This window comes from Streptomyces sp. NPDC127097 (genome assembly GCF_042724075.1).
Lineage (GTDB): Bacteria > Actinomycetota > Actinomycetes > Streptomycetales > Streptomycetaceae > Streptomyces.
Genome location: NZ_JBHXFI010000033.1, coordinates 1 through 21179 on the forward strand (window position 1 = coordinate 1; position 21179 = coordinate 21179).

At 71.8% G+C, this 21179-nt stretch carries 20 protein-coding genes; 12 read left to right on the forward strand and 8 right to left on the reverse strand.

All coding sequences use genetic code 11. The annotated features are described in order from the left end of the window. Positions 1–176: 176 nt before the first annotated feature. Positions 177–872 (reverse strand): DNA polymerase beta superfamily protein, encoded by a 696-nt coding sequence (locus ACFWJW_RS23635; protein WP_387244745.1) that lies wholly within the window; start codon positions 870–872, stop codon positions 177–179. Between the two features lie 232 nt (positions 873–1104). On the opposite strand from ACFWJW_RS23635, the gene aroH reads away from it, so the two are divergent. The 5 genes from aroH (at position 1105) to der (ending at position 5547) form a co-directional block, all read left to right on the forward strand. Further along, on the forward strand, positions 1105–1467 hold the full coding sequence (gene aroH, locus ACFWJW_RS23640) for a chorismate mutase (RefSeq protein WP_042157464.1): 363 nt from the start codon (positions 1105–1107) through the stop codon (positions 1465–1467). Continuing rightward, positions 1464–2549, forward strand: coding sequence for a prephenate dehydrogenase (locus ACFWJW_RS23645; protein WP_387244749.1), 1086 nt, complete (start codon positions 1464–1466; stop codon positions 2547–2549). Before aroH ends, ACFWJW_RS23645 begins: the two co-directional genes overlap by 4 nt. 86 nt (positions 2550–2635) lie before the next feature. Next, on the forward strand, positions 2636–3370 hold the full coding sequence (gene cmk / locus ACFWJW_RS23650) for a (d)CMP kinase (protein ID WP_387244752.1): 735 nt from the start codon (positions 2636–2638) through the stop codon (positions 3368–3370). Beyond that, positions 3367–4023 carry a lysophospholipid acyltransferase family protein gene (locus ACFWJW_RS23655; RefSeq protein ID WP_387244755.1) on the forward strand — a complete coding sequence of 219 codons (657 nt, stop codon included), beginning with the start codon at positions 3367–3369 and terminating at the stop codon, positions 4021–4023. Before cmk ends, ACFWJW_RS23655 begins: the two co-directional genes overlap by 4 nt. Before the next feature lie 63 nt (positions 4024–4086). Then, on the forward strand, positions 4087–5547 hold the full coding sequence (gene der / locus ACFWJW_RS23660) for a ribosome biogenesis GTPase Der (protein ID WP_387244758.1): 1461 nt from the start codon (positions 4087–4089) through the stop codon (positions 5545–5547). Positions 5548–5573: 26 nt separating this feature from the next. Here der and ACFWJW_RS23665 read toward each other — a convergent pair whose 3' ends face one another. Further along, positions 5574–5906 carry a hypothetical protein gene (locus ACFWJW_RS23665; protein WP_387244761.1) on the reverse strand — a complete coding sequence of 111 codons (333 nt, stop codon included), beginning with the start codon at positions 5904–5906 and terminating at the stop codon, positions 5574–5576. A gap of 118 nt (positions 5907–6024) precedes the next feature. After that, on the reverse strand, positions 6025–6834 hold the full coding sequence (locus ACFWJW_RS23670; RefSeq protein ID WP_387244764.1) for a hypothetical protein: 810 nt from the start codon (positions 6832–6834) through the stop codon (positions 6025–6027). A gap of 284 nt (positions 6835–7118) precedes the next feature. Here ACFWJW_RS23670 and ACFWJW_RS23675 point away from each other — a divergent pair, with 284 nt between their 5' ends. Continuing rightward, entirely contained in the window at positions 7119–7679 is a 561-nt protein-coding gene (locus ACFWJW_RS23675; protein ID WP_387244767.1) for a transglycosylase family protein, read from the forward strand. 30 nt (positions 7680–7709) lie between these two features. On the opposite strand, the gene ACFWJW_RS23680 is transcribed toward ACFWJW_RS23675, so the two are convergent. Further along, a complete protein-coding gene (locus ACFWJW_RS23680; RefSeq protein WP_387244770.1) occupies positions 7710–8504 on the reverse strand; it encodes a phytanoyl-CoA dioxygenase family protein in 795 nt (264 codons plus the stop codon). A gap of 325 nt (positions 8505–8829) precedes the next feature. Between ACFWJW_RS23680 and ACFWJW_RS23685 the strand changes: the two genes are divergently transcribed. The 3 genes from ACFWJW_RS23685 to ACFWJW_RS23695 all read left to right on the forward strand — a co-directional run bounded on the left by ACFWJW_RS23685 (position 8830) and on the right by ACFWJW_RS23695 (position 12170). Further along, positions 8830–10089, forward strand: a complete 1260-nt coding sequence (locus ACFWJW_RS23685) for a glycosyltransferase family 4 protein (protein WP_387244773.1) — start codon at positions 8830–8832, stop codon at positions 10087–10089. Beyond that, positions 10086–11063, forward strand: coding sequence for a hypothetical protein (locus ACFWJW_RS23690; protein ID WP_387244776.1), 978 nt, complete (start codon positions 10086–10088; stop codon positions 11061–11063). The genes ACFWJW_RS23685 and ACFWJW_RS23690 overlap by 4 nt, the downstream gene beginning before the upstream one ends. A 72-nt stretch (positions 11064–11135) precedes the next feature. Further along, positions 11136–12170 carry a helix-turn-helix transcriptional regulator gene (locus ACFWJW_RS23695; RefSeq protein ID WP_387244779.1) on the forward strand — a complete coding sequence of 345 codons (1035 nt, stop codon included), beginning with the start codon at positions 11136–11138 and terminating at the stop codon, positions 12168–12170. Here ACFWJW_RS23695 and ctaD read toward each other — a convergent pair. Then, positions 12061–13740 carry a cytochrome c oxidase subunit I gene (gene ctaD, locus ACFWJW_RS23700; protein ID WP_387244782.1) on the reverse strand — a complete coding sequence of 560 codons (1680 nt, stop codon included), beginning with the start codon at positions 13738–13740 and terminating at the stop codon, positions 12061–12063. The two genes, ACFWJW_RS23695 and ctaD, sit on opposite strands and share 110 nt — an antisense overlap. Before the next feature lie 522 nt (positions 13741–14262). On the opposite strand from ctaD, the gene ACFWJW_RS23705 reads away from it, so the two are divergent. Further along, positions 14263–14475 carry an I78 family peptidase inhibitor gene (locus ACFWJW_RS23705; RefSeq protein ID WP_018087928.1) on the forward strand — a complete coding sequence of 71 codons (213 nt, stop codon included), beginning with the start codon at positions 14263–14265 and terminating at the stop codon, positions 14473–14475. A 104-nt stretch (positions 14476–14579) separates the two neighbouring features. Here ACFWJW_RS23705 and ACFWJW_RS23710 read toward each other — a convergent pair whose 3' ends face one another. Together ACFWJW_RS23710 and ACFWJW_RS23715 are read right to left on the reverse strand one after the other, a co-directional pair. Next, a complete protein-coding gene (locus ACFWJW_RS23710) occupies positions 14580–15617 on the reverse strand; it encodes a phosphatase PAP2 family protein (RefSeq protein ID WP_387244786.1) in 1038 nt (345 codons plus the stop codon). A 287-nt stretch (positions 15618–15904) separates the two neighbouring features. Continuing rightward, on the reverse strand, positions 15905–17098 hold the full coding sequence (locus ACFWJW_RS23715; RefSeq protein ID WP_387244788.1) for a hypothetical protein: 1194 nt from the start codon (positions 17096–17098) through the stop codon (positions 15905–15907). A gap of 212 nt (positions 17099–17310) precedes the next feature. Between ACFWJW_RS23715 and ACFWJW_RS23720 the strand changes: the two genes are divergently transcribed. Together ACFWJW_RS23720 and ACFWJW_RS23725 are read left to right on the forward strand one after the other, a co-directional pair. Next, positions 17311–18954, forward strand: coding sequence for an MFS transporter (locus tag ACFWJW_RS23720; RefSeq protein ID WP_387244791.1), 1644 nt, complete (start codon positions 17311–17313; stop codon positions 18952–18954). Positions 18955–19085: 131 nt separating this feature from the next. Further along, positions 19086–20282, forward strand: a complete 1197-nt coding sequence (locus ACFWJW_RS23725; protein WP_387244794.1) for an acyl-CoA dehydrogenase family protein — start codon at positions 19086–19088, stop codon at positions 20280–20282. A gap of 102 nt (positions 20283–20384) precedes the next feature. Here ACFWJW_RS23725 and ACFWJW_RS23730 read toward each other — a convergent pair whose 3' ends face one another. After that, positions 20385–20834 (reverse strand): cell division protein SepF, encoded by a 450-nt coding sequence (locus ACFWJW_RS23730; RefSeq protein ID WP_387244797.1) that lies wholly within the window; start codon positions 20832–20834, stop codon positions 20385–20387. Positions 20835–21179 lie beyond the last annotated feature (345 nt).

Here is a 21179-nt window from a genome sequence, read left to right on the forward strand (position 1 = left end):
GTGCCGGACGTAAAGCGAAGCAGTCCGGCACACCCCACCCGCGCAGGCCCGTCACCGCACCCCGACAGCCCCGCGCAGCGGCACCGCCCGCCGCAGGCGCAACGGCGGGTGCACCGCGCAAGCGGGCAACAAACGGCGAGCAACCCCCACGGCGAGAACGCCAAAAACGTGGGAGGTCAAGCAAGCGCAGACGCGCGCCTCGCGCGGAACAAGAAGTCCGTCACCCGCGCCCGGTCGGGCTCGGCCGGCAAGGGGGAGCCGGAGACCGCCGCCTCGGCCTCTTCGGACAGGCGGGCCATCCGGCGCTCCACCGTGTTCCAGGGCACCTCGCCGCGGCGAACCGCCAGCAGCCGCTCCCGGTCGGGGCCGACGTCCAGCGTGAGCGCACCCGTGCGGAGCAGATCGCGGGAGCAGGCCAGCAGCCGCAGCAGATGCATGGCGTGCTTCCAGCGGGGCGCGCCGTGCTGCCGTACGTCGGCGCGCAGTTGTTTCAGCTGACCGCCGGCGTAGCCGGCGAAGGTGCGGTGGACCTGCCGGGAGAGGAACGCCTCGCGCAGTGTGAGCAGTTCCCGGCCGGTGGCGTCGATGCGCTCCACGAGGGGGGAGTGCAGGCATTCCAGGACGGTGGGGTTGGCGCGCAGCGCCAGCTGACAGAACCGCTCCAGTTCCCAGGAGAACTCCTCCTCGCGCGGTCCCTCCACATGGGTCGGCGGCTTCTCGAAGCCCCAGAAGAGCGGGGTGGGGGCGAGGAACACCCCGCGGCGGTCGGTGTCGCTGTTCTCCGTGGCCAGACCGAAGGCGCGCGAGCCCATCACACAGGCGTAGACGGTGTGCTCGGTGACCAGGGAGTGATCTGCGGCGGCTTCGGACATGGCGGCGATTGTCGCTGGCGGGAGGGGACGGTGTCACCAGGTTTCGGCGGGCCGTTTGCCGGCCGGCCGGGGGCCCGGCCACCGTCGGTGTACGGGCGGTCGCGGGGTGCGCGGACCGCCGTCCCGTGCCGCCGGTCCTGCCGTCGCCGTACGGATTGTCCGTGCGGCTGGTTACGCTGATCAGTGCGCGCACAGGTGCGTGACGCGGCACATAACGCAGGGGAGCAGTGACGTGGCGGTACGAGCGGTCCGCGGGGCCGTCCAGCTGGAGCGGGACGACGCGGAGCACATGCAGGAGCAGGTCGGCGCGCTGCTCACCGCCATTCTGGAGCGCAACGAGCTGCGCGCGGACGACCTGATCAGTGTGTGGTTCACCGCCACCCCCGATCTGCACAGCGACTTCCCGGCCGCCGCCGCGCGGGCCCTGGGCATCACGGACGTCCCGCTGATCTGCGCCCAGGAGCTGGACATCACCGGCGCCATGGAGCGCGTGGTGCGGGTGCTGGCCCATGTCGAGACCGATCTGTCCAGGGCCGGGATCGCCCATGTCTACCTCGGCGCGGCCGGGGCGCTGCGGAAGGACATCGCGCAGTGAGGACCGCACTCGTCATCGGTACCGGCCTGATCGGCACCTCGGCCGCGCTCGCGCTCAACGCGCGGGGTGTGCAGGTGTTCCTGGAGGACCATGACCAGGCCCAGGCCCTGACGGCCGCCGCGCTGGGTGCGGGTACCGCCGAGGCGCCGCCGGGCCCGGTCGATCTGGCCATCGTGGCCGTGCCGCCGGCCCATGTCGCCACGGCCCTGGCGGACGCGATGCGGCGCGGGGTGGCCCGTGCCTACATCGACGTCGCCAGCGTGAAGGGCGGCCCGCGCCGTGAGCTGGAGGCGATGGGCCGCGATCTGGCCGGCTACCTCGGCACCCACCCGATGGCGGGCAAGGAGCGCTCCGGCCCGCTGGCCGCCACCGCCGACCTCTTCGAGGGCCGCCCCTGGGTGCTGACCCCGACCCGCGACGGCGACATCGAGGTGCTGAATCTCGCGCTGGAGCTGGTCGCGCTGTGCCGGGCCGTCCCGGTGGTGATGGACGCGGATGCGCACGACCGGGCGGTCGCTCTCGTCTCGCACACCCCGCAGCTGCTCTCCAGCCTGGTCGCCGCCCGCCTCAAGGGCGCCGACGAGACCGCCGTACGCCTCTGCGGCCAGGGGATCCGGGATGTGACACGGATCGCGGCCTCCGACCCGGCGATGTGGATCGACATCCTGTCCGCGAACCCGGGCCCGGTCGCCGATGTGCTGTCCGAGATCGCCGCCGATCTCGACGAGACGGTGCGTTCCCTGCGCGCTCTGGAGTCCGCCGACGAGGACAAGCGCGGCAGCGGCGCCGGTGGGATCGAGGACGTGCTGCGCCGCGGCAACGCCGGGCGGGAGCGGGTGCCGGGCAAGCACGGCGCCGCCCCGGCCCTCTACGAGATCGTCGCCGTCTACATCGGCGACCAGCCCGGTGAGCTGGCCCGGATCTTCGCCGACGCCGGCCGGGCCGGGGTCAATATCGAGGACGTCCGCATCGAGCACGCCACCGGCCAGCAGGCGGGCTTCATCCAGCTCATGGTCGAGCCGCAGGCGGTGCCGGTGCTCACCGCGGAGCTGCGGGAGCGGGGCTGGTCGATCCGGCAGTGACACCGTGGACGGCACCGTGCGGGTGAGCCAGTAACCTTGTCCGAGGCCCTTATGGCCCTTGGACCCCCGCCCCGTGTACAAGAAAGGTGTTCGTCACCGTGGAAACCGCCGCTCGGACCGCCCCGGCAGCAGTGATTGTCGCCATCGACGGCCCCGCAGGCACGGGCAAGTCCAGCACGTCCAAGGCTGTCGCCGCCAAGCTGGGCCTCGGCTACCTCGACACCGGTGCCCAGTACCGCGCGATCACCTGGTGGATGCTGTCCAACGGGATCGACGTCAATGACGCGACCGCGGTGGCCGACGCCGCCGCCAAGCCCGTGATCGTCTCCGGCACCGACCCGGCCGCCCCGACCATCACGGTCGACGGCCTGGACGCCGCGGGCCCGATCCGCACCCAGGAGGTCACCGCCGCGGTCAGCGCGGTCAGCGCCGTCGCCGAGGTGCGGACCCTGATCACCGACCTCCAGCGCAGCATCGCCGCCGAGGCGCCGCGCGGCATCGTCGTCGAGGGCCGGGACATCGGCATCACCGTCCTGCCCGACGCCGACCTCAAGGTCTTCCTCACCGCCTCCCCCGAGGCGCGGGCGGCCCGCCGCAGCGGCGAGCTCAAGGGCAAGGAGGCCAGGGACCTGGCCGCCACCCGCGAGGCGCTGATCAAGCGCGACGCCGCCGACTCCGGCCGCAAGACCTCCCCGCTGGCCAAGGCGGACGACGCCGTCGAGGTGGACACCACCGAGCTGACCCTGGAGCAGGTCATCGAGTGTGTGGTCACTCTCATCGAGGGCGCCGGCGCCGAAAAGGCCGGGCGGGTCGCCCGGTGACCGACAGCGGCAGCGCGCCGAGCGCGGCCCGTGCCGCGGTCGGCCGCCGGATCGGCATCGGCCTGATGTACGGGCTGTGGCGGCCGAGGGTGCTGGGCGCCTGGCGGGTGCCGTCCGCCGGCCCGGTGATCCTCGCCGTCAACCACTCGCACGGTATCGACGGCCCGATGCTGATGGGCACCGCGCCGCGGCCGGTGCACTTCCTGATCAAGAAGGAAGCCTTCGTCGGCCCGCTGGACCCGTTCCTGCGGGGCATCGGGCAGCTGAAGGTGGACCGCGACACCGCCGACCGCAAGGCGATCACCGACGCCCTCGGGGTGCTGGCGGACGGCGGCGTGCTGGGGATCTTCCCGGAAGGCACCCGCGGCGAGGGCGACTTCGCCTCGCTGCGGGCGGGCCTGGCGTACTTCGCGGTGCGCTCCGGGGCCCCGGTCGTGCCGGTGGCGGTGCTCGGCGGCAAGGACCGGCCCAGCCGGCTGTCGTCGGCCGTGCCGGCGCTGCGCTCCCGTGTGGATGTCGTCTTCGGCGACGCCTTCCAGGCGGGGGACGACAGCGGGCGGCGCACCCGTAAGGCGCTCGACGAGGCGACCGTACGGATCCAGGAGCGGCTGACCGCCCACCTGGCAGAGGCCAGGCGCCTGACCGGGCGCTGAACCACACTTGAGTAGTGGGTCGCGGACCAGCGGCCCACCGATGATGAACGAGGAACGGACTTCATGAACGACCACACCCCTACCGGCGACGAGCACGGTGCGCTTGGCGACGCCGAGTACGCGGAGTTCATGGAGCTCGCCGCGGAGGAGGGCTTCGATCTCGAGGAGGTCGAGGGTGACATCGCCGCGGCCGGCCATGGTCCGCTGCCCGTCCTCGCCGTCATCGGCCGCCCCAATGTCGGTAAGTCGACGCTGGTGAACCGCATCATCGGCCGCCGGGAAGCGGTCGTCGAGGACAAGCCGGGCGTCACCCGCGACCGGGTCACCTACGAGGCCGACTGGAACGGCCGCCGCTTCAAGGTCGTCGACACCGGCGGCTGGGAGCAGGACGTCCTCGGCATCGACGCCTCCGTGGCGATGCAGGCCGAGTTCGCCATCGAGGCCGCGGACGCGGTCGTCTTCGTCGTCGACGCCAAGGTCGGCGCGACCGACACCGACGAGGCCGTCGTCAAGCTGCTGCGCCGGGCCGGCAAGCCCGTCGTCCTGGTCGCCAACAAGGTCGACGGCCCGTCAGGTGAGGCCGACGCCGCCATGCTGTGGTCGCTGGGCCTCGGCGAGCCGCACCCGGTCTCCGCGCTGCACGGCCGGGGCACCGGCGACATGCTCGACGCCGCGCTGGAGGCGCTGCCCGAGGCCCCCGCCCAGACCTTCGGCACGGCCCTCGGCGGCCCCCGCCGGATCGCGCTGATCGGCCGTCCGAACGTCGGCAAGTCGTCGCTGCTGAACAAGGTCGCCGGCGAGGAGCGGGTGGTCGTCAACGAGCTGGCCGGCACCACCCGCGACCCGGTCGACGAGATGATCGAACTGGCCGGCAAGACCTGGAAGTTCGTGGACACCGCCGGTATCCGCCGCCGGGTGCACCTCCAGGAAGGCGCCGACTACTACGCCTCGCTGCGCACCGCGGCGGCCGTCGAGAAGGCCGAGGTCGCCGTCGTCCTGATCGACGCGTCCGAGTCCATCAGCGTCCAGGACCAGCGCATCATCACGATGGCCGTGGAGGCCGGCCGCGCCCTGGTCATCGCCTACAACAAGTGGGACACCCTCGATGAGGAGCGCCGCTTCTACCTGGAGCGGGAGATCGAGCGGGACCTCGTGCAGATCCCCTGGGCGATGCGGGTGAACGTCTCCGCGCGCACCGGCCGGCACATGGAGAAGCTGGTCCCGGCGATCGAGACCGCGCTGGCCGGCTGGGAGACCCGGATCCCCACCGGGCGGCTGAACGCCTTCCTCGGTGAGATCGTCGCCTCCCACCCGCACCCGATCCGCGGCGGCAAGCAGCCCCGCATCCTCTTCGGCACCCAGGCGGGCACCAAGCCGCCGCGCTTCGTCCTCTTCGCCTCCGGCTTCCTGGAGGCCGGCTACCGCCGCTTCGTCGAGCGGCGGCTGCGGGAGGAGTTCAGCTTCGACGGGACGCCGATCCACATCTCGGTGCGGGTGCGCGAGAAGCGCAGCAAGAAGAAGTAGCGGCGGTTTCCGGCCGGGCGGACGGCTCAGTGTCCGCGCGGCCGGGAGTCCCGCTGTGCCGGGGGCAACGCCGCCGGGCCCTGCCGGTGGTAGGGCTGCCGGCTCACGACCTCCCAGTGACCCGCGGAGCCCGGCGTACCGCTCCAGCTTCCGCGCAGTGCCTCCGGGATCTCCGGTTCGTCCGTACGGTCCCCGGGCAGCGCCCGGAAGCTGCGGCGCCACTCGGCGTACAGCGCGTCATAGATCGGCGTCGCCGAGCCGTGATCCGCGGTGTGCGTCGTCCCGTGGTCGCGCGACGGGCGCATGCCGGGGATCGGGTGGGTGTACTGGGCGGGAACGGAGGGGTCGTATGCGTGCACGTCTGTGCCAACGACCCCGATGGCCGCGGGATGCGGCTTTCCTGCGGAAATGGCTGATCGCGAGGGCATGACCGGCCGGATCGGCGGTCCTGCCCCCGCGATCGGGGCTGCTGGGGTATCAGGTGCCGGCCAGCGGGATCTCCGCGGCGACCAGGGCGCCCTTCGCCGCGGCGTCCTCCAGGGCCTGCCGCATCAGGTCCTCACGGGGCTGGTGGCCGATGGTGCCGGAGGGCGCGGCGTACAGCACCACGGACTGCGCCTTGTTGGCCGCGGTGCGCCAGCCGTCCGAGACGGCCAGCGGCTGGTGGGCCTGCCACCAGGCGGACTGCTGGCCGGAGTTGCCCGGCTGGAGGACGGCGTGCAGCTTGCCCATGGCCAGCAGCGCGGACCAGCCCGGGTTCGGGCCGGGGAGCTGGTTCATGTCCGTCACCGGGTGGAAGCCCTGCTCCAGGAGCAGCGGCAGGAAGTCGTCGTCCGGGCCGACCGAGCCGGGACGGGCGATCGGGCCGTCGGGCTCGACCACCAGGGCCGGGCGCAGGTCGGCCTCGACGAGCACCAGACCGCAGGTGATCCCGAGGGTCGCCTGGCGGGGTGTGGTGGGGACCGGAACGGCCGGGGACGGCTGCGATCCGGGGGTGCGGGGGGCGGCGTCCTCTCCGGTGATGGAGCGCACGGCTCCCTGGAGCTGCTCCTCCGAGACCGGGACGACCTGCGAGGGGATGCAGGTGGCATGGGCGAACGCGAGCACCGCGGTCTCCTCGCCCACGAACAGGACGGTGCTGGTGCGCTCCTGGTCGCTGTCTCCGGGGGTCCGGCAGGAGGTGCAGTCGTAGCTGCCGGGGGCGTCGCCACCGGCCAGCAGGCGGTCGGCTTCTTCGTCGCCGATCTCGGCGCGAACGTCGTCGCTGACGTCGAGCATGCGCGGCACGGGTGGCTCCTCGATCTCTGTGCGTCTGCCGGGTGGTCTCCCGGCTCGTACAAGGACAACGGGTGACCTGCGGCAGGAGTCACGCGAGGACGGGAACAGAATCGAACCAATCGCCGCACAGCGGAAAATCACGGAAAGCCGCCCCACAAGCGGTCACTTAACGCCAACTCTTGCGCAGAACTTGGCGCAGTCGGCGGCGTTCCGTACGCCGGACCGGGTGGGACCGGGAGGCCGAGGGCGTGGCACGCTGGTCAGCGGCGGAGGGCTGCTTACCGTCACCGGCTATGTCGGACAACTCTTCGGCGCCACGGCGCCTCGTGGGATCCGTCGGGCTGCTCACCGCGGCGGCCGCTGCCCTGGTCCTGGGCCTGTCCGGGGGCGCCGCCGCCGACGGGCCGGACGGCGCCGGCAAGGGCTCGCACGCCTGCGCCGGTGACCAGTGGCCATGGGGCTGCCTCGCCGAGTGCGAGAGCAGCGGTGACTGGCACATCAACACCGGTAACTCCTTCTACGGTGGGCTCCAGTTCCACCAGCCCACCTGGGAGGACTTCGGCGGCCTCGCCTTCGCGCCGCGGGCCGACCTCGCCTCCCGTGAGGAGCAGATCGAGATCGCGAAGAAGGTCCAGGCCGCCCAGGGCTGGGGCGCCTGGCCGGAGTGCGCCCGGCGCTACGGGCTGACCGCCAAGAGCCGGACCCATGTCGTACGGCGCGGGGAGACGCTCGGCGAGATCGCGCGCAAGTACCGGGTGAGGGGCGGCTGGGAGGCGCTCTACAAGGCCAACCGATCGACCATCGGCCAGAACCCGAACCGGCTGTCGATCGGCACCCGGCTGCGGCTCCCCTAGGGCCTGCCCTGAACGGCCGGCCCGACGGCGTCAGGAGCCGAGACCGCGCCGGATCGCGAGCTCCACCGGTGAGTAGTCCCCGTCGGGCCGTTCGGTCCTGGGGTCCGCACCCGGCCTGGGGAGCAGTGGCGGCTGGGCCATGAAGCGCGGCGCGGTGCCCCGGTGGGGCTGTGCGGCGTGCACGAGGAACGGGTGACAGAGGTAGACGTCACCGGCGCGGCCGGTGGCCAGGGCGAGCGGGCGGTGTTCGGTGGCGGGCACGGCGCGCGCGGCGAGGTCCATGAAGGACAACCCGGCCTCGCCCTCCGGTCCGAGGAGCGCGGCGACGTCCAGATGGGAGCCGGCACGGATGCGGGTGGGCGCGTCGTCGTCGCCCACGTCGGACATCAGGAACAGCATCAGCAGCCAGCGGCCCCTGGACGCGGCGTTCACCCGGTAGGACATGAAGTCGGCGGGATCGGCCCCCGGAAAACTCGCGTCGATGTGCCAGCCGTCGTCGCCCGGTTCGTCGTCGCTGGGGAACCGCACCGGGAACGTGCCGAGGTCGCCGCGCGGCGCCCAGCGTCCCGGTCCGGCGAGGGCGTCGTACGCGGCGCGCAGCCGGGGCGCGTTGACGGCGGCCCGGAAGGGTTCCTGCCCGTAGTAGCCGAGCCGTACGACGGGGTCCTTCCATGTCGCCGGATCGCCGGGCTCACCCGGGATGTCCCGCCACATGATCTCCCGGCACTCCGCCGCGACCTCGGGTGAGAACGCGCCCTCCACACGGAGAAAGCCCTGCTCCACGAATGCGGACACGGCGTTGTCATCGATGGTTGATTCATCCATGGGGTCAGCGTGACGCGTGGGATGGGCGGCGGCCAGCGATTTTCCTGGTGCGCCGCCGGTGCGGGAGCGGGCGAGGCCGCCGGGCCGGGGTGAGCGGCGCTCGGCGGACGCCTCCGGTTCCTGCGGGGTGGAGGGGATTTGTGGCCCGCGGGTTCCATGGGGCAGCTACCGATGAACTAACTCTTTTGGAACAAGTTGGCGAAAGGCCCAACCCGGATCCCCGTTCCGCGGTCCTTCTCTAGTGCAGGGGGCCGCCTCGCACCATCAGGAGGGGAGTGCGAAGTGGCCCAGGGGGAGACCGGAAGACCAGGGGACACGGGGACGGATGCACATCTCATTCCTGATTCACAATGCCTACGGTATCGGGGGGACGATCCGGACGACGTTCAATCTGGCCCGGACGCTCGCCGAACGGCATGACGTCGAGATCGTGTCCGTGCTGCGCCACCGCGACGACCCGGTCTTCGACCTGGGTTCCGGTGTTTCGCTGCGGCATCTCGTCGACCTCAGGGAGAGCAGTCCGGGCCATGACGGCGCGGATCCCGAACACGCCCGTCCCGCCCGGGTCTTCCCCGCCGCCGAGGGCCGCTACGACCAGTACAGCGAGCTCACCGACCGCCGGATCGCCCAGCATCTGCGCCGGACGGAGGCGGACGTGCTGGTCGGCACCCGGCCCGGCCTCAATGTGCACATCGCCAAGCAGGCGCGCCGCGGCCCGGTGCGGATAGGCCAGGAGCACCTCACCCTGGACACCCACAACCGGGCGCTCAAGCTGGCGCTGCGCGGCGCCTATCCGCGCCTCGACGCGGTCACCACCGTCACCGAGGCCGATGCCGGCGCCTACCGCCGGACGCTGCGGCTGCCCGGCGTGCGCGTCGAGGCGGTGCCCAACAGCGTGCCGGCGCCCGCTGTCGCGCCCGCCGACGGCAGCGGCAAGTGGGTCGTCGCGGCCGGCCGGCTCGCCCGCGTCAAGCGCTATGACGTGCTCATACGTGCCTTCGCCCAGGTCGCCGCCGAGCGTCCCGACTGGCGGCTGCGGATCTACGGCGGCGGCGCCGAGAAGGCCGGGCTGCGCGCCCTGATCGACGAACTCGGCCTGTACAACCACGTCTTCCTGATGGGCCCGGCCAACCCTCTGGAGCCGGAGTGGGCCAAGGGCTCGATCGCCGCGGTCTCCTCCAGCCTGGAGTCCTTCGGGATGACCATCGTCGAGGCCATGCGCTGCGGTCTGCCGGTCGTCGCCACCAACTGCCCGCACGGGCCGGGCGAGATCATCGACGACGGGGTGGACGGCAAGCTGGTGCCGGTCGGCGATCCGGACGCGCTGGCCGCCTCGCTGCTGACGCTGATCAACGACGATGCCGCCCGCAAGCGGATGGGCGTGGCCGCGCTGGCCTCGTCGGCGCGCTTCGACCCCGCCACCGTCGCCGGGCGCTATGAGGCGCTCTTCGGGGAGCTGCTCGCCCGCAGGCGCGACAGCCGATGGCACAGCAGCCTGCATCGCGCCCGCGGAGCCCTGCTCAGCGGCGCCTACGCCACCAAGGACGCGGCCCGCGCCGCCATGAGAGGGGTGCGGACGGTATGACGGCGTCGAGCCAGTTGACCGTGACCGGACACGAGACGAAGGAGTCGTCCGCCATCGATCAGGAACCCATGGTTCCGGCGAGCACCGGGCCCGAGGGGCCCGGGCGGCCGGGCGAGCGGGGCGGCGAAGCGGCTCCGGTGGAGCTGCGGGCCGACTGCATCGCGGACTCCGCGGGCGGCCTCACCTTCGACCTGAACGCCCCTCAGGACACCCACACCACCTGGAGCGCGGCGCTGGTACTGCGGCTGCGCGGCGGCGACGGCGCGGACGACGAGGTACGGCTGCCGCTCGGGCCGAACGGCGCCGGCCGGCTGCGCGCCGTACTGCCCAGCACCGTCGCGCTCGCCGAGGGCCGCTGGAACGCCTACGCCGACCTCGGCGACGGCCGGGACCCCCGGCGTCTGCTGCCCGGCGTCAACGATCTGCGGTCGCTGGTGGACCGCCGGCCGCTGGCGGGCATCGGCCGGCTCGGGGTGCGCATCCCGTATGCGACGAAGTTCGGCAACCTCGCCCTGCGCAGCTGGCTGCGCGGCCCGCACGCCGAGGCCGGTGACATCCTCGTCGCGCCCGACGGCATGACGGTCTCCGGCCGGCTCTACGGTGCCGTCCCGGCCGCCGGCGCCCGTGCGGAGGCCCGTGCGCGCCGTAATCCGGCGGCCCCGGACACGGCAGCGGCCCCGGTCACCGTCCCGCTGACCGTCGAGGGCGCGGACTTCACCTTCACGCTGCCCTACGCGGAGCTGGCCGGCCGGTGGGAGCGCGGCAGCGAGCCGTGGGACCTGTGGCTGCGGCTCGCCGACGGTGCCCGGCCGGTGCGGATCGCCCGCCTCCTGGACGATGTCGCCGACAAGAAGCAGGTGTTCAGCTACCCGGCACTGCCGGTGCCGGCCGCCGCGGGCGAGCTCAGGATCGGCCCGTATTACACGCTCGACAACGACCTGGCCCTACGGGTCGCCGGGCCGGCCGAGGACTGACGGGGCACCGGCTGCGGTCCCGGTCCCGCATCGAGGACCGCAGCTGTCCGCAAAGGCTGCGAAACTCGGGCCATGTTGGAGACCTCGGCACGTCTGCTCCGCCTGCTCTCCCTGCTACAGGCCCACCGGGAGTGGTCCGGCGCGGAGCTCGCCGACCGGCTCGATGTCACCCCGCGCACGGTGCGCCGGGACATCGACCGGCTGCGCGAGCTGGGCTACCCCGTCCACTCCGCGCCGGGGACGGCCGGCGGCTACCGGCTCGGCGCGGGCGCCGAACTCCCGCCGCTGCTGCTGGACGACGACGAGGCGGTGGCGGTCGCGGTCGGGCTGCGCACCGCGGCGGCCGGGGGTGTCGACGGCATCGAGGAGGCATCCGTACGGGCGCTGGCGAAGCTGGAGCAGGTGCTGCCGCACCGGTTGCGGCGCCGGGTCGGGGCGCTGACCGCCTTCACCGTGCCGATCCTCGACGCGGGCGGGCCCCGGGTGGATCCGCACACCCTCACCGAGCTCGCGCACGCCTGCCGGGACAGCCGGCGGCTCCGCTTCGACTACACCACCCATGACGGCACGGCCTCCCGCCGCACCGTGGAACCGCTCCGCCTGGTCTGCGCCCGGCGCCACTGGTACCTCGTCGCCTGGGACGTGGACCGCGACGACTGGCGCACCTACCGTGCCGACCGCATCACCCCCACCCCGCCGCACGGGCCGCGCTTCGACCCCCGTCCGCCGCCGGCCGAGGACCTCGCCGCCTATGTCTCCCAGGGCATCTCCACCCGGGCCTACGCGATGCGGGCCACCGTGCTGCTGCATGCCTCCCTGGAGCAGGCCGCGGCGCGGATCAGCCCGGCGGCCGGGGTGCTCGAAGCGGTCGACGAGCAGCACTGTCTGCTGCGCACCGGGGCACACAGCCTCGACCTGATGGTGCTGCACATCGTGCTGACCGGCTTCGACTTCGAGGTCCGTGAGCCGCCGGAGCTGCTCGACAAGGTACGGGAGGTCAGGAACCGGCTGGATCGGGCGCTGGTACCACCACCGGCTGCTTCCCCACCTCCGGGTGGTGCAGATCGAAAGCCGGGGACTCGGAGCGGATCCTCGGCAGGGTCGTGAAGTTGTGCCGGGGCGGCGGTGAGGAGGTCGCCCACTCCAGGGACCGGCCGAAGCCCCAGGGGTCGTCCACGGTGACCCTGGCGCCGTAGTGGGTGGTCTTCCAGACGTTGTAGAGGAAGGGCAGCGTGGACAGCCCGAGCAGGAAGGAGCCGATGGTGGAGAACGAGTTCAGGGCCGTGAAGCCGTCGGCGGCCAGATAGTCGGCGTACCGCCGGGGCATGCCCTCCACCCCCAGCCAGTGCTGGACGAGGAAGGTGGCGTGGAAGCCGACGAACAGCGTCCAGAAATGGATCTTTCCCAGGCGCTCGTCGAGCATCTTGCCGGTGAATTTCGGCCACCAGAAGTAGAAGCCCGCGTAGGTGGCGAAGACGACCGTCCCGAAGACGACGTAGTGGAAGTGGCCGACGACGAAGTACGAGTCGGTGACGTGGAAGTCCATCGGCGGTGAGGCCAGGATGACGCCGGTCAGCCCGCCGAACAGAAAGCTCACCAGGAACCCGATCGACCAGAGCATCGGCGTCTCGAACGACACCGAGCCGTGCCACATGGTGCCGATCCAGTTGAAGAACTTCACCCCGGTCGGCGCCGCGATCAGGAACGACATGATGGAGAAGAACGGCAGCAGCACCGCCCCGGTCACGAACATGTGGTGCGCCCAGACCATCACCGAGAGCGCCGTGATGGCCATCGTCGCGCCGATCAGCATGACGTAGCCGAAGATCGGCTTGCGGGAGAAGACCGGGATGATCTCCGTGATGATGCCGAAGAACGGCAGCGCGATGATGTAGACCTCGGGATGGCCGAAGAACCAGAACAGGTGCTGCCACAGCAGCGCCCCGCCCCACTGCGCGTCGAAGACCACCGCCCCGAACTGCCGGTCCGCCTCCAGCACCAGCAGCGCGGCCGCCAGCACCGGGAAGGCCATCAGCACCAGGATCGAAGTGAAGAGCACGTTCCAGGTGAACACCGGCATCCGGAACATCGTCATGCCGGGCGCCCGCAGCACGATGATCGTGGTGATGAAGTTGACGGCACCGAGGATCGTGCCGAATCCGGCCAGCGCCAGCCCCATGATCCACATATCGGCGCCGATGCCGGGGGAGCGGACCATCGAGTTGAGCGGGGCGTAGGCCGTCCACCCGAAGGCCGGGCCGCCGAACGGGGTGAGGAAGCTGCCCAGCACGATCAGCCCGCCGAAGAGGAAGAGCCAGTACGAGAGCATGTTCAGCCGCGGGAAGGCCACATCGGGGGAGCCGATCTGAAGCGGCATGATCTCGTTCGCGAAACCGGCGAACGCGGGCGTGGCGAACAGCAGCAGCATGATCGTGCCGTGCATGGTCACCGCCTGGTTGAACTGCTCGGCGTTGATGATCTGGAGCCCGGGGCGGGCCAGCTCGGCGCGCATCACCATCGCCAGCAGGCCGCCCACCAGGAAGAACCCGAACGCGGTGATCAGGTAGAGGTGCCCGATCTTCTTGTGGTCGGTGGTGGTCAGCCAGTCCACCAGCACCGAGCCGGGGCGCCGCGCCCTGGAGGGCCGGATGTGCGCCCGGTCGGTGTCCGTAACCATCCGCTGCACCTCGTTCGTCGAAGGTGGACTGGGGCCCGGGACATGATGCTCGCGCGGCGGACGCAGGGCGAGAGGGCGCTCCGGTCCGTTCCGGTGGCATCCAGTCGGCCTCGGACGGCGGGGCGGTGGACGGCGGGGCCGGGAGAGCGCGGGGCCCGGTAAGCGAGGCGATGGGCGATGTGCGGGAAATGTGTGCGGAGTGTGTCTCGTTGGCTAATTTCCGGTCGGCCGATAAAGAGCGTCGGGTAATGCAAATCCGGAACTGCCGGGGATTGTTTTCGGACGGCGCGTCGCGTTGACCGGACTGACTGCGTCCGTTCCGTCTTCGATCAAGACGGAATTCCGGCCGATTAATTTTCCACCCGGTTGCGCCGTCACGCGGCGCGTACGGGTGACGGAAGTTCCGGCAAACGCGCGAACGTTCGCTGTGACACAAGTGTGACCAATGCCGGACCGGGAAGTCACCGGGGCGTGCGAGGGCGGGCCTTCCACGGGCCGTCGCGGGCGCCTACGGTGGCTGTCATGGACGTACCGAACCTCCCCGACAACCCCCAGGACGACATCGAGGCGTATGTCGGTCTCGCGCAGCAGGACGCCGAGGAGCAGGCGAGAGCGCGCGGCTGGACCACCGTCCGCTCGCTGCCGCCGGGCGCGATCATCACGATGGAGTACCTGGCCGGCCGGCTCAACTTCGAGGTCAAGGACGGCGAGGTGCACCGCACCTGGCAGGGCTGACCCCGGCGGTCGACGACGAAGGCCCCGGCCGCTCCTGGGAGCGGCCGGGGCCTTCGGTGCGGGGTTGAGGTGTGTGCGTACCGGCCCCGCGGCTGGTGGGGCGGTCAGCCGCTCCCGTTGCGGCCGCGCCCGGACGTCGGGCTCAGCGGCGTGGTGCGCGGGACGCGGTCCGCGTGCGGCGGCCGCCGGCTGCCCGCCGGGTTGGCCGGCGTGCGCTCCGAGCGGATGGAATACGGGCGCGACGGGTGGTGCGGCCAGCCGTCCGGGGTGTGCCCGGTGGCCGAGCGGCCGCCCGTCCCGGCGGAGATCGTCTCGCGTACGAGGACCTCGCCGTCGGAGGCGATGCGCTGCCGGGAGAGTCCCGGGGCCGGCGCGCCGGCCGGCAGCGGGCCGCGCAGCGAATCGGGGCGCAGCCGCAGCCACAGCCGCAGCAGGACGCCCATCAGGCGGTCCTCGAACCAGGTGATCGCGGGCTCCAGCCAGGGCATCGCCAGCAGCACCAGCAGCCCCGCGGCCCAGCCGAGCAGCACATCGCTGACCCAGTGCGTCCCGAGGTAGACGGTGGTCATGCCGACGCCCAGCGCGCCCAGCGCGGCGATCAGCGACAGCGTGCGGCGGCGCAGCGAGGTGGTCGCCAGGTAGGCCAGCACACCCCAGGTGACCACGGCGTTCGCGGTGTGACCCGAGGGGAATATGTCGCCGTCCAGCCACATCTCGTTGGCGCCGACCACGGTCGCGTAGTGCGGGCCGAGCCGGCCCATGCTGAGCTTGGCGGCGCCCACGGTGATGTTCAGCAGCAGCAGTGAGGCGCCGAGCACCAGGAGCGGGTGGAGGTTGCGCTGCCGCCAGCAGCGCCAGCCCAGCCAGGCGGCCACCGCCACCGCGGTCGGTCCGCGCTGCCCCAGCACCACGAAGTAGTCGAGGAAGGCATGGATCTCCGGCCACTGCTTGTAGGGCCGGAAGAACATGACCTGCCAGTCGAACGTGACCAGCCATGAAGTGGCCAGCACCCCGGCCACGATCGCGAAATAGACCGCCAGGGTGCCCCAGAACAGCCACATGCGGGTCCGGGTCATGCTGGGCGGTCGAACGCGATCGGTGGGGCGCTCCTCCATCTGGTCGAGCTTGTCATCGGTACGCACTCAATCGACGTTACCGCGTGTGATGTAGGTGCTTGGTCAAACTGTGCGCTTTGTAATGACGATGTGATGTGGAATGTGTCTCAATCGAGGCTTCGGCACAGGGATTTGGAAGCGAATTCCCGGCGATTCTCAATCGGCTCCCCGCATGCGCGTGTCGTCACCCTGAGCGCCTTATCCGCTTTTCCCCTCCGGGGTTTATCGGCTATTCGCCCACGGGTAGCGTGACGTTTCCTCACGGGGCGGTTACGGAGTGGACTCATCCGGTCACGTGGAGTGGTGGCAGGGAGTCATGGCGGGCCCGAACCATTCAGCCAGAAGGCCCCGTAGGCCGCGGAGCCCGCCGCCGCCACCCCGACGGCCAGCCAGGTCCACAGTGGGCGTCTTCGCGCGAGCGCCGCCGCCAGGGGGAGCAGCAGCGGGTAGGCCGGCAGCATCAGCCGGGGCTTGGAACCGAAGTAGCCCTTGGCGGTCAGCGCGAGCAGCAGCACCGCCCCGCCGTAGACCGCCAGCGCCAGCGGCTGCCCCTGCCGGATCCCGTGCACGTAGAGCCAGGCAACCAGCCCGACGCCGACGGCCAGGGCGAGTCCGGCGGCGAACGCGGGCCCCGACAGCTGGTGCCACACGAAGGTGCCGAACGCGAGCCCCCCGTCGAAGCCGTTGCCCCAGCCTTCCTGGACGTCCAGATAGCCGCTGAACGAGCCCTGCCGCGCGCCGACCCACAGGAAGAAGCCGCACCAGCCGAGCGGCGCGAGCAGTACACCGGGCAGCATCCCCGGGTGCCGGCGCGCGGCCGTGCGCAGCCCTGCCCCGCCGGCCCGCTCCCGCCACAGCGTCACCGCCGCGGTGAGCCACACGGCCGCCACCACCGCCGCGCCCACCGGCCGGGTCAGCCCGGCCAGCGAGGCCAGCAGCCCCGCCCACAGCCAGCGCCCGGTCAGCACGGCGTACACGCTCCAGGCCGCGAGCGCGGTGAACAGCGCCTCCGAGTACGCCATCGACTGCACGATCCCGACCGGCAGCGCGGCCCACAGCGCCGCGAGCGCGACCCCGGCCCGCGGCCCGTGCAGCCGCTCCCCCGTCGCGTACAGCGCCCAGGCCGCACCCAGTGACGTCAGCCAGGCCACCAGCAGTCCCGCGTCGGCGGGCGACAGCGGAGTGAGCGCCGACAGTCCGCGCTCCAGCCAGGGGAGCAGCGGGAAGAAGGCGAGGTTGGAGTGCACCTCGCCGTTGGCCAGCGTGACGGTGTAGCCGTAGCCCTGCTCGGCGACCCGGGTGTACCAGAGCGCGTCCCAGCGGGCGGTCAGCAGGGTGTGCCAGTTCTTGCCGTCGGCCGCCGACCAGAGGGCGAGGGCCACGAGGCCCAGCAGCCGGATCGCCGCATACGCCAGCAGCGCGGGCGCGGCCCGGCACAGCGCGGCCCGTACGACGGATACGTCGTACGGGGTCCGGCCGGGAACGGCGGCGGAGGCAAGATCGTTCATCGGGACGATTATCCAGGTGGCCGAAGAACGACTGCCGACGGCAGGTGGGGGAACGCATGGCGCTGCGATGAGCGTCTCATCGTGAGGTGAGCCACGCGGCACGCCACGGGACTCGCGTAGTCTGAGCGTCTTAACTCGCCCGTGCCGCCGGTTCGCCCGGGGCGTTTTCGCGCCCTGTTCCGTGGCCGCGAGAGCATGACTGGAGGTGCTGCATGTCCGGGACGACCGCGTCCGGCAGTGGACGGACGGCTGGTGTTCCCCGGCTTACACGTGGTGGTGCGAACCGCTGGACCGTGCTGATCGTGCTCTGCGTCAGCCTGCTCTTCGTCGCGCTGGACACCACGATCCTGTACGTCGCCGTGCCTTCGGTCACCGAGGACCTGCGACCGGGACCCGTCGAGCTCCTCTGGATCGTCGACGTCTATCCGCTGATCGCGGCCTCGCTGCTGATCCTCTTCGGCACCCTCGGCGACCGCGTCGGGCGCCGCCGCGTCCTCCTCCTCGGCTACGGCCTCTTCGGCCTGGCCTCGGCCGCCGCCGCGCTCGCGCCCAATCCGCAGATCCTGATGGTGGCCCGCGCCCTGCTCGGCATCGGCGGCGCCATGATCATGCCGGCCACGCTGTCGATCCTGCGTCAGGTCTTCCCCGACCGGCGCGAGCGCGCGGTCGCCATCGGTGTGTGGAGCGCGGTGGCCGCGGTCGGTGCCGCGGTCGGCCCGGTCCTCGGCGGCTTCCTCGTCGAGAACTTCTGGTGGGGCTCGGTCTTCCTCATCAACATCCCGATGATGGCCGCGATGCTGCTGATAGGACGGTGGCTGCTGCCGGAGTCGCGCGGGGAGCGCAACGGCCCCTGGGACGTGATCGGTGCGATCGTCGCGGCGCTCGGTGTGCTCGGGATCGTCCTCGGCGTGAAGCGGATCGGCAGCGGTGCGGCCGTGGTGGGCCCGACCACGCTGCTGCCCATCGTCCTCGGCGTCCTGCTGCTGGTCCTCTTCGTCCGCCGCCAGCGCCGCCGCAAGGACCCGCTGATCGATGTGCGGCTGTTCGCCCGGCCCGCGTTCGGCACCTCCGTCGGCTGCATCGTGCTGGCCATGCTCGCCCTGGTGGGCCTTCAGCTGATCGCCGTTCAGTACCTCCAGCTGGTGCTCGGACTGAGCCCGCTGGAGACCGGGCTGCGGATGCTGCCGCTGGTCTTCGCCGCGATGGCCGCCGGCCTCACCGGCTCGAAGATGCTTCAGGCCCTGGGGCCGCGCGCGATGGTCTCCCTCGGCTTCGTGCTGACCGCCGTCGCGGTGCTCTGTCTGACCGCGATGAGCGCTCAGGACCGCCCCTGGCTGCTGTCCCTGGGCTTTGTGCTGCTCGGCTTCGGTTTCCAGTCCACGCTGTTCGGGGCCTACGAGTCGATGCTCAGCGAGGCGCCCGCCGAACAGTCCGGCGGTGCCGCCGCGATCGGCGAGACCTCCTACCAACTCGGCGCCGGTATCGGTGTCGCCCTGCTCGGCAGCGTCATGAACGCCGCCTACGCCCCCGGCCTGAACCACGTCGACGGTGTCCCCGCGCGGGCCTCCGCCTCGGCGGCGCACTCCCTCGGCGAGGCATACAAGGTCGCCGCCGGTCTGGGCGGAGCCGCCCGCGCCGCCCTGCGGGAGGCCGCCCGGGACTCCTTCGTCCGCGGGCTGCACGTCACCCTCGTCGCCAGCGCCGTGCTGCTGCTGGTCGGCGCCGGGATCGCGCTGCGGCTGCCGCGCCGGGCGGCGGACTCCACGGAGCGGGCGGAGGCGGACGGTGAGCCCGCCCCGGGTGAGGGCGCCGGCCGCGGCAGCAGCGAGCCCGCCCCGGCGAGCTCCGGCCGCTGACCCGGCTCTCCTCCCGGGCGTCCCTGCCCCGCCGCGCGGCGGTGACCCTTGCCGCGCGGCACCATGGCCCGTACCGTCGGATGCGCAAATAACTACCAGTGCTAGTTTTTCGCATCCGCCGGAGGCCCGCCATGTCCGCACCGCCGTCCTCGACGCTTCCGCCGTTCGACCCCGGCGACCCCCTGGGCCTCGACGACCTGCTGACCGACGAGGACCGCGCCGTACGGGACACCGTCCGCCGGTGGGCCGCCGACCGGGTGCTGCCGCAGATCGCCGACTGGTACGAGCGCGGCGAACTGCCCGGCATCCGCGAACTCGCCCGTGAGCTCGGCTCCCTCGGCGCGCTCGGGATGTCCCTGACCGGCTACGGCTGCGCGGGCGCCTCCGCCGTCCAGTACGGTCTGGCCTGCCTGGAGCTGGAGGCCGCCGACTCCGGTATCCGCTCGCTGGTCTCCGTCCAGGGCTCGCTCGCCATGTACGCGATCTGGCGCTTCGGCTCCGAGGAGCAGAAGCAGCAGTGGCTGCCCCGGATGGCGGCCGGCGAGATCATCGGCTGCTTCGGCCTGACCGAGCCCGACATCGGCTCCGACCCCGCCGCGATGCGGACCTACGCCAAGCGCGACGGCGGGGACTGGGTGCTCAACGGCCGCAAGATGTGGATCACCAATGGCTCGGTCGCCGGTGTCGCGGTCGTCTGGGCGCAGACCGACGAGGGCATCCGCGGCTTCGTGGTCCCCACCGACAGCCCCGGCTTCTCGGCCCCCGAGATCACCCATAAGTGGTCCCTGCGTGCCTCGGTGACCAGCGAACTCGTCATGGACGACGTACGGCTGCCGGCCGATGCGGTGCTCCCGGAGGTCACCGGACTGCGCGGCCCGCTCGGCTGTCTCAGCCACGCCCGCTACGGCATCGTCTGGGGCTCCATGGGCGCCGCGCGCGCCAGCTTCGAGGCGGCGCTGGACTACGCGAAGACCCGGGAACAGTTCGGCAAGCCGATCGGCGGCTTCCAGCTCACCCAGGCCAAGCTCGCCGACATGGCGCTCGAACTGCACAAGGGGATCCTGCTGGCCCATCATCTGGGGCGGCGGATGGACGCGGGGCGGCTGCGCCCCGAGCAGATCAGCTTCGGCAAGCTGAACAACGTACGGGAGGCGATCGGGATCTGCCGCACGGCCCGGACGATTCTCGGTGCCAACGGGATCTCGCTGGAGTACCCCGTCATGCGGCATGCGACCAACCTCGAATCGGTGCTCACCTACGAGGGCACCGTCGAGATGCACCAGCTGGTGCTGGGCAAGGCGCTCACCGGCCTGGACGCCTTCCGGTGAGCGGCCTCGCCCGCTGAGCGGGGCGCCGCGCCACCCGGGGGCCGGTGCGCCGGTGGCGGCCCCGCGGGCGCCCGGACCCCGTCCGGACAGCCGCGGGACGGCTCAACTCTGGTTGAAGAAACCGCCGTTGCGGTGGCCGCGGGCCTCCCCGCTGACCACCTTGTAGTCGGCGGGGGTCAGCAGGAACACACGGGTGGCGACCCGCTCGATCGAACCGCGCAGACCGAAGGTCAGGCCGGCCGCGAAGTCCACCACCCGCTTGGCGTCGGAGGGCTCCATGGCCGTCAGGTTGACGATCACCGGGACGCCGTCCCGGAACAGTTCGCCGATGCCGCGGGCGTCCCGGAAGCTCTCCGGGGAGACCGTGGCGATGCGGGTGCCCTGGTCCTGGGCGGCCTCGTCGGCCACTCGGACCCGGGGGTCGGTGGCCCAGGGGCTGTCGCCCGAGTCACCGGCATCGGGTCCCTCGGCGTAGTCGTCGTCGTAGTAGCGCTCGTCATCACTGTCGTCGACGAGGCCAAGCCAGGCACTCGCCTTGCGCACCGATCCCATTGACGCCTCCTCTCACCCGCGGTCTCTGCGTGTCCGCCCCTATCGTCGTTCATGAGGCGGAGGGTGTGCCAAGTGGATAGCCGCCGCACGGGGGGTTCGTGACACATCTGGTGCAAAGAGGGTGGCGCAGCATCAGCTTACGCGCCCCGTAAGGAAACTGACAGTACGACGAACATCACGGTCGGTACTCTATCGGGTGAGCGGGGCCGATGAGGGCAAGAAATCGCAGCGGACCCCCGGGTCGGTTCGTGCACGGGACCAGGGCAAATGCCAAGGGACTCGGCGGAGGGGCGCGGGATAGCCCGATGATCGGGAGACTGGCCCATCGGAGGGGTGTTGACGCGG